Annotated in this window: 9 protein-coding genes; 7 read left to right on the top strand and 2 right to left on the bottom strand. The window is 64.7% G+C overall.

Annotated features, from left to right (window positions below; genetic code table 11):
• The 5 genes from EQG76_RS26595 to EQG76_RS26575 all read left to right on the top strand — a co-directional run.
• Positions 1–535, top strand: a 535-nt coding sequence (locus EQG76_RS26595; RefSeq protein WP_321573515.1) for an enolase C-terminal domain-like protein, incomplete at its 5' end; no start/stop codon positions are given.
• 95 nt (positions 536–630) lie between these two features.
• Positions 631–1,761 carry an ABC transporter substrate-binding protein gene (locus tag EQG76_RS26590; protein WP_159717903.1) on the top strand — a complete coding sequence of 377 codons (1,131 nt, stop codon included), beginning with the start codon at positions 631–633 and terminating at the stop codon, positions 1,759–1,761.
• Positions 1,758–2,699 carry an ABC transporter permease gene (locus EQG76_RS26585; RefSeq protein ID WP_200841150.1) on the top strand — a complete coding sequence of 314 codons (942 nt, stop codon included), beginning with the start codon at positions 1,758–1,760 and terminating at the stop codon, positions 2,697–2,699. Before EQG76_RS26590 ends, EQG76_RS26585 begins: the two co-directional genes overlap by 4 nt.
• Positions 2,687–3,496: an ABC transporter permease gene (locus EQG76_RS26580; protein WP_200841149.1), complete on the top strand. Its 810-nt coding sequence runs from the start codon at positions 2,687–2,689 to the stop codon at positions 3,494–3,496. Before EQG76_RS26585 ends, EQG76_RS26580 begins: the two co-directional genes overlap by 13 nt.
• The gene (locus tag EQG76_RS26575) at positions 3,493–4,548 is read left to right on the top strand and encodes an ABC transporter ATP-binding protein (RefSeq protein WP_200841148.1); all 1,056 of its coding nucleotides are present in this window, start codon (positions 3,493–3,495) and stop codon (positions 4,546–4,548) included. The genes EQG76_RS26580 and EQG76_RS26575 overlap by 4 nt, the downstream gene beginning before the upstream one ends.
• 551 nt (positions 4,549–5,099) lie before the next feature.
• Here the strand turns inward: EQG76_RS26575 and EQG76_RS26570 are convergent.
• Positions 5,100–5,558 carry a GNAT family N-acetyltransferase gene (locus EQG76_RS26570; protein ID WP_159717901.1) on the bottom strand — a complete coding sequence of 153 codons (459 nt, stop codon included), beginning with the start codon at positions 5,556–5,558 and terminating at the stop codon, positions 5,100–5,102.
• Positions 5,559–6,151: 593 nt separating this feature from the next.
• Here EQG76_RS26570 and EQG76_RS26565 point away from each other — a divergent pair.
• The gene (locus tag EQG76_RS26565) at positions 6,152–6,469 is read left to right on the top strand and encodes a hypothetical protein (protein ID WP_159717899.1); all 318 of its coding nucleotides are present in this window, start codon (positions 6,152–6,154) and stop codon (positions 6,467–6,469) included.
• A 106-nt stretch (positions 6,470–6,575) separates the two neighbouring features.
• The gene (locus EQG76_RS26560) at positions 6,576–6,767 is read left to right on the top strand and encodes a hypothetical protein (RefSeq protein ID WP_159717897.1); all 192 of its coding nucleotides are present in this window, start codon (positions 6,576–6,578) and stop codon (positions 6,765–6,767) included.
• A gap of 161 nt (positions 6,768–6,928) precedes the next feature.
• Here EQG76_RS26560 and EQG76_RS26555 read toward each other — a convergent pair.
• Positions 6,929–7,312: CYTH domain-containing protein (locus EQG76_RS26555; RefSeq protein ID WP_159717895.1), on the bottom strand; the 384-nt coding region annotated here is incomplete at its 5' end.

The following is a 7,312-nucleotide window of genomic DNA, read 5'->3' as shown; positions in this document are numbered from 1 at the left end:
CCCGGCCCGCGCGATCGAGGTCGGGCGGATGCTCCAGGACCACGGAGTTTGCCACTTCGAGGAACCCTGCCCCTACTGGGAACTCGAGTGGACGAAAGAGGTCGCCGACGCGCTTGACCTCGACGTGACGGGCGGTGAGCAGGACTGCGAGCTCGCGACTTGGCGGCGCATGATCACGATGCGGGCCGTGGACGTCGTCCAGCCAGACATTTGTTACCTGGGTGGTCTTACGCGGACCTTGCGCGTGGCGGCTATGGCGCAGACGGCAGGACTGCCTGTCACTCCGCACTCCGCCAACCTGTCGATGGTCACTGTATTCACCCTCCATCTTATGGGCGCCATCCCGGGACCAGGCCCCTACGTTGAGTTCTCGATCGAGGGGCCGGACTACTACCCGTGGCAGGACGGGTTGTTCGAGCCGGCCCTAGCCGTACGCGATGGGAAGGTGGCGATCCCGGACGGACCTGGTTGGGGCGTGGAGGTAAACCCGACGTGGCTCACGCGTACCATATATCAGATCAGCGAGGTCGCCTGATCATACGCCATCTGGCAACAAAGCTGTCACAGTGCGCCTATTGTTTGTGTCGCGCCGACCCAGCGCTCAACCGATAACCACGGAGGATAACGACAATGGGACGACTCGATCACGATACCGCGCTGCCAAAGGCTTGCAGACTGCTCGCCGCCGTGGCGACCCTGGCCCTGTTGGCCGCGACCGGCGCTACCGCTGAGGCAGCTGACGCCAAGACAGCCACGAGCGCCGCTGACTTCGGCGGTATGGACGGCCTCGTGGCTGCGGCCAAACAGGAGGGCGAGTTGAACGTCATCGCCCTGCCACCGGACTGGGCGAACTATGGCACGATGATCGAGACGTTCCAGTCGAAGTACGGGATCAAGGTCAACAGCGCCCAGCCCGACGCCAGCAGCCAGGACGAGATCAATGCGGCAAACCAGCTCCGCGGGCAGGCGCGTGCGCCGGACGTCTTCGACCTCGGGGCCAACGTGGCGCTGCGCAACACCCACCTGTTCGCTCCCTACAAGGTCGCGACCTGGAACGACATTCCGGAGCCGTTGAAGGATCCCAACGGCACTTGGGTGAACGACTACGGCGGCTATATGTCGGTCGGGTATGACGCCGACAGAGTGCCGGCCATCACGAGCGTGGCCGACCTGATGAAACCTGAGTTCAAGGGCAAGGTCGCGCTGAACGGCAACCCCACCCAGGCGTCTGCCGGCTTCCACGGCGTGATGATGGCCGCGATAGCTAACGGTGGTTCGGCCGACAACATCGAACCGGGCCTCGAATTCTTCAGGAAGCTGAAGGAGACCGGCAACTTCCTGCCTGTGGACCCAACGCCTGCCACGATTGCCTCGGGCGAGACACCTGTGGTCATCGATTGGGAGTACCTCAACGTCGCCCAGAGCAAGCAGCTTGAGGGGCAGATCGACTGGAAGCTCGTGGTGCCTGAGGGGGCGGCCGTGGGCGCCTATTATGTCCAGGCAATCAACAAGGACGCGCCGCACCCTGCCGCCGCGCGGCTCTGGCAGGAGTTCCTCTACTCCGACGAAGGGCAGAACATCTGGCTCAGGGGGTTTGCTCGGCCGGTTCGCCTCGATGCCATGGTGAAGGCGGGCACGGTGGACAAGGACGCGGTGGCGGCGTTGCCTGAGGCCAAGGGTACGCCCGTCTACCTCACCCAGGAGCAGATCAACACGCAGCAGAAGCTGCTGATCGAGCGTTGGGACGAAGCCGTCCAATGACGGCTGGGCTCCCGAGGATCAGTTCCGCCGCCGCGGCGCCCTTGCCGGACGGCCGCAGCGCCGGACCACGGCATGGTGTCCGGCGGGGAATCCGCGAAGTCCTAGACTATCTCGGGATCCTGCCCTTCCTCCTGTTCATTGGCGTCTTTCTCCTTTGGCCGACCTGCACGGTTATCGTCGGCGCCTTTCAGGACGCAGAAGGGCGGCCGACCCTGGACAACCTCGTGGCCGTTGCCCAGGGCACCTACCTTGAGGCGTTCGCCCTATCGTTCGCGCTCTCTGCGGTCACCGCCCTACTTGGCGCGGTCCTTGGCGGGCTGCTTGCCTGGTCGGTCGCGACCGGGCGGCGCGACAGCGCGCTGCGCCGCGTGGTGGCTGCTGCATCGGGCACGCTTGCCCAGTTTGGCGGTGTGATGCTCGCGTTCGCCTTCCTCGCCACCTTCGGCTTCAACGGCCTCGTCACGCTCTTTCTGCGCGACCGGCTCGGGATCGACCTGTTCGCAGGCGGGGCCTGGATCTACGAGCTGCCAGGCTTGGCGCTCGTCTACACCTACTTCCAGATCCCGCTCATGGTCATCGTCTTCCTGCCTGCAGTCGAGGGGTTGCGGCCGCAATGGCGCGAGGCCTGCCTAAGCCTTGGCGGGGATAGTTGGGCCTACTGGCGGCACGTGGGATTCCCGATCCTCTGGCCGTCATTTCTGGGCGCCACTCTTCTGCTGTTCGCCAACGCCTTTTCAGCCTACGCCACAGCTAAGGCCCTGATCTCGCAGGCGAGCCCGCTTGTGCCGCTGCGCATCGGCACGTTCCTCACCAGCGAGATCGTCCTGGGGCAGGCGAACCTGGGCAAGGCCCTGGCGTTCGGCATGATCGTGGTCGTGGCAGCGACCACCGTGCTCTACGCGCTCCTCCAGGCCAGGAGCTCCCGATGGCTGCGCTAGGCATGGGCCGGCCTGGGCACGGCGAGGCGGTCCTGCGCCGGACCATCCTCCTCGTGGTTGCCGCGTACCTCCTGATACCGCTCCTCGCGATGCTGGAGTTCTCCACACGGGGGCCGCGCGGCACCCGGAGCCTCGCGGCGTGGGCCCGGATCGGGACCAACCCCGACCTTGTCGAGGCAATCTTCGTCCAGCTCCAGCTCGCAGCGCTTACGGTCGTCCTGACGCTAGTCCTGCTTCTGCCGACAATGGTGCTCGTGCAGCTTCGGCTGCCCTGGCTGCGCCGGACGATCGAGTTCCTGTGCCTCCTACCGCTCACGATCCCTGCCATCGTGCTGGTCGTCGGACTGGCCCCGATCTACGCCGGGGTCACGCGGCTGTTCGGCGAATCAGCGCTGACGCTCACCTTCGTCTATGCAGTGCTGGTCCTTCCCTTTGCGTATCGCGCCATAGCGTCGGGCCTCTCCGCCATCGACCTCATTACCCTCGCCGAAGCTGCCCGTAGCCTCGGCTGCTCCTGGCCCGGCGTGGTCTGGAGGATTGTCGTGCCGAACATTCGCGGCGCTCTGATTGCTGCTGCGCTGGTCTCGGTGGCGCTGGTCCTGGGCGAGTTCACTATTTCCTCTCTGCTCGCCTTCGACACGCTCCAGGTCGTCATCAACCTCCAAGGCAAGCGCAACGCCGCCGTGGCCGTGGCAGTCTCATTGGCGGCACTCGTCCTCGCCTTCGCGCTCCTCTACGTCCTCTCCTTTGTCGGCCAGCCGGCGCGCGGCTCGACCTTCGTCGAAGACGACACGTGAGCCAGGACAGGTCAGCGGCCGGCGTGCGGGTTGAGCTGGTGGACCTGCGGCGGCGCTATGGCGAGGTGCGCGCGCTCGACGGCCTCACGCTCGAGATCAGACCCAGCGAGCTGGTGGCCCTGCTGGGCCCATCGGGCTGCGGCAAGACCACAGCCTTGCGTGCGCTCGCTGGCCTTGAGCGGCTGGATGGTGGCCAGATTCTCATTGGCGGCCGGGACGTGACGGACGTCCCGGCCAATCGACGCGACATGGGAATGGTGTTCCAGGCCTATAGCCTGTTCCCGCACATGACCGCCCGCGAGAACGTCGCCTTTGGTTTGCGCCTGCGCAAGGTTGGGAGCACGGAGCGGCTGCGCGTCGCCGACCGATACCTCGACCTCGTAGGCCTCGCCGACCGCGCCGCCCGCTACCCCCACCAGCTCTCCGGCGGGCAGCAGCAGCGTGTCGCCCTTGCCAGGGCCCTCGCTATCGGGCCGCGGGTGCTCCTGCTCGACGAGCCGCTCTCGGCCCTCGACGCCAAGGTACGCTCCCAGCTCCGCGACGAGATCCGCCGCATCCAGCTCGAGGTCGGCACTACGACCCTGTTCGTGACCCACGACCAGGACGAGGCCCTGGCGATGGCCGACCGGGTGGCCGTCATGCACGCTGGCCGCCTGGAGCAGGTCGCCGCGCCGACTGAGCTTTACGAGCGGCCGCGCACGGCGCGGGTCGCGGAGTTCGTCGGGCTCACCAACCGCTTGCGTGGCGAGGCTCGCGATGGTGCGGCGACGGTGCTGGGAATCAGCGTGCCGCTCCTTGAAGGATCCGTCCGTGAGGGACCGGTGACGGTTCTGGTCCGGCCCGAGGCGGTCGAGCTGGCTCCCGACCCGGGCGGGGCCGCGCGGGTGGTTGCCGCGAGTTTCCTTGGCTCCATCGGCCGCGTGCGGGTGCGCCTGTCCGACGACACCTTTCTGCTAGCGCAGGTCTCCAGCGCCGACGTAGCCCGCTTCGGCCACGGCGACCCAGTCCGCGTTTCCCTCCGGCCAGTGCCGGCGCTGGCGACGGAGGCCTGAGTTGCGGCGTTCTGAGCCCCCGGTGCAGCGAAGCATCGATCAGTGCCCACCAAAGCAAGCAGAATGGCTGCGGTGCTTGTCATACTAGATCGTCTTAATGAGCGGCGAGCGTTGGTTGGAAGCATTCATCCTTGTATAGGCGCATACTCATGCCTCATAGGCTATCTCTCCTATTTCGATCAAACAGAATGCTTAATAATTTACAAGCGATATGTTATAACTTCCAACCGGGACCACTTGCTCATGCCGTTCCATCGATAGGTGGGCACGGTTTGGTCTGGGCTGCTAACCAACTGCGCAGCCGGCCAACGATCACCTAGAGCATCAGCCCGCCGGCCGTGTCCTCCTGCGCCTTCACCCCAGCCCGCCATCCAGGCGCTGCTCCGTCATACCTCACCACCTGCCGCATCCGGACAGTCGCCGCAAGACGCGGAATCCGGGCGTGGCAATCCTCGCCGCGGCCAAGCGGTTGGCGACTTTGCCAAGGGTCGATTCAACTTATCCGGCTGGATGCCCGACAACTTGCGCTGCGCGGACCGGTTGAGCGGTCCTCACAAGGCGCGGCGGAACTCGGTGGCCGGCGCGAAGCCCGTCCGCTCATAGAAGCCTCGGGCGTCCGGCACGGAGTGCAGCACCATGGAGGTGCAGCCTAGCGAGCGCAGATGGTCGGCCGTGTGCTCGATCAGGCGCTGGCCGATCCCCCGACCGCGATAGGCCTCCTCGACGCGCATGCACCAGATATAGGCAAGATGCAGGTAGGCTGGCCGGACGATGCGCGGATAGGGCGAGTAATTCAGGTGAAACGCCAGGGCACCCGCCACCTTGTCGCCGTCCATGGCAACAAACCCACCCAGATCGCCGCGGGCACGCTTGTCCTGGATGTATTGGCGAACACGGTCCGCCGCATCCGGTTGGAAACGCTCCTCGGGCCAGCCAAACGTATCCCAGTCGGCCAGATAGTGTCGGACGAACAGATCATCGTCACGCTCGGTGGCTTCGCGGATTTCCATGAATGCCTCCGGCCATGTCCTTTGGGCAATCGCCCAAGGATCGCTTCTACCGCCGCCTCGGCCCAGCGTAAACCTGCCTAGCCGTCTGCGTGGTGTTCTCTACCAAAATAATATGCTAAGATTCTCCTTGATATCCCTAAACGTCCCAAAGAAGGAGATCGGAATAAGTTGAACAATCTTCAGCGGAGAATTGCGATGTCTAGAAGATTGCTTTCTTCTTTATCTCTGGCTTGTGCGGCGATCTGTCTATCGCCTTTTCCTTTGCAGGCGCAGACCAGCCCTGATGTCATGCAGCTGATCTTCGCGACCAGATCTGTCTGCGACCTCAGCAACATTCCTGCGGACACGGCTGGCGGCCTGCATCCGCAGAACGCACAGCATCGCATCCAGTTGTATCTTCGCTGCCAGATCTGGTTCCACGATGGGATCGGAGATCCGACGGCGGCCGGCAATTGCTGCAACCACCTGTCGGCGGCTGATGCAGCCTCCTTGCGGGTGTGTCCCGCCCGCCAGCCCGTGGCCGTTCGTGGCCAGGCAACTTTGGTGTCCGCGTCCTTGAGAAGGCTGGCCGATACCTGGCCCGAGCAAGGACCATGCTCGATCCTGAGACCAAGCTGGCGCAGGCCCGCCGGCACGTCCAGGAAGGCCGGCGGCACGTCGCTGCGCAGCGCGCCCTGATCGCCGAGTTGGACCGCAACGGCTACGACACCATCCGCTCACATGCACTGCTCGCCGCCATGGAGGAGGCGCTCCGCCTGCAGGAGGCGCCAGGAGCGGCAGGCGAGGTCCGGCAGAAAAAGCCGCCCGGCGATGAACCGGGCGGCGATGGGCAATCGCAAAGGGGAAGGGAGCCGGCCTATGGGTGCGGCTCGCACCCGCCAACCTGCCGAGCGACCGGCGCAACGGCATGACCATCGCGCGTCAACCGCATGAAGGAGGCACCAGCCATGCGCCAGCGGGCTTCCACCGGCCGCATTGTCGGTCCACCTGTCCTCCCGCCCAAGTTCGAGAGGACGCATGTTCGATCAGCCTCAGCAGCCGCAGACGCTCGCCGTTCGGATCGCCGCCGCCATGGCAGAGCAGACCGCCTGGATGGCGGCCGAGCGGGAGAAGCAGCGCCACCAGCTGCGCCATCAACTGGACCGAAGCTGGCGGGAGGTGGCGGCAACGATTGCCGAGAAGCGACAAAGCAGACAGGGCACGGAGTAAGAGAACAGGCGGCTTCGCGCTAGAGGACCATTAGTCGCCCGCGTAACCATTGAAGTAGATCAACATGCCATCTACGGTGCGATGGTTGTCTGCTCATTGAGCAGTAGGAAATGCACATAAGTGGGTGCTGTAACGCCAGCGCACAGGCTATGTCCCAGCTGTTACCGGCTCGTCGCTGGATCGCGTCCCATCGGCACCTCAGCCAATGCCGAATTACGATATCGCTCATCGAGCGTGACTTCCACACCCAGCCATGGAGGCCGCTCAAACTCCTCCTCCGGATTACTGAGTTCCACCTCCGCCAGTACCAATCCGGTGTTGCGGCCCCCAAACTCGTCTACATGCCAAAGATGCTCGGCATGTTGGATCTCATGGCGAGTCTTCTCGATCAGAGGCCGCCGGCACATGGTCTGGAGCAGTTCCTCTGCCTCGGCGACGGGAATCTGATACTCGTACTCAGGCCGTGCCGGACCAATGGCCTTCCCCTTGATTGTGACATACGCCTGGGGTCCTGCTCGGCGGATACGAACCGTGACGCCATGTCC

This window comes from Geminicoccus flavidas (genome assembly GCF_009806515.1).
Lineage (GTDB): Bacteria > Pseudomonadota > Alphaproteobacteria > Geminicoccales > Geminicoccaceae > Geminicoccus > Geminicoccus flavidus.
This window is presented reverse-complemented; position numbering and strand designations above follow the sequence as displayed.

Bases quoted from the DNA above. Each gene is read 5' to 3' on its own strand.
- EQG76_RS26585 (WP_200841150.1), top strand. From the start codon at position 1,758: ATGACGGCTGGGCTCCCGAGGATCAGTTCCGCCGCCGCGGCGCCCTTG.
- EQG76_RS26565 (WP_159717899.1), top strand. From the start codon at position 6,152: ATGCTCGATCCTGAGACCAAGCTGGCGCAGGCCCGCCGGCACGTCCAG.
- EQG76_RS26560 (WP_159717897.1), top strand. From the start codon at position 6,576: ATGTTCGATCAGCCTCAGCAGCCGCAGACGCTCGCCGTTCGGATCGCC.
- EQG76_RS26570 (WP_159717901.1), bottom strand. From the start codon at position 5,558: ATGGAAATCCGCGAAGCCACCGAGCGTGACGATGATCTGTTCGTCCGA.
- EQG76_RS26580 (WP_200841149.1), top strand. From the start codon at position 2,687: ATGGCTGCGCTAGGCATGGGCCGGCCTGGGCACGGCGAGGCGGTCCTG.
- EQG76_RS26590 (WP_159717903.1), top strand. From the start codon at position 631: ATGGGACGACTCGATCACGATACCGCGCTGCCAAAGGCTTGCAGACTG.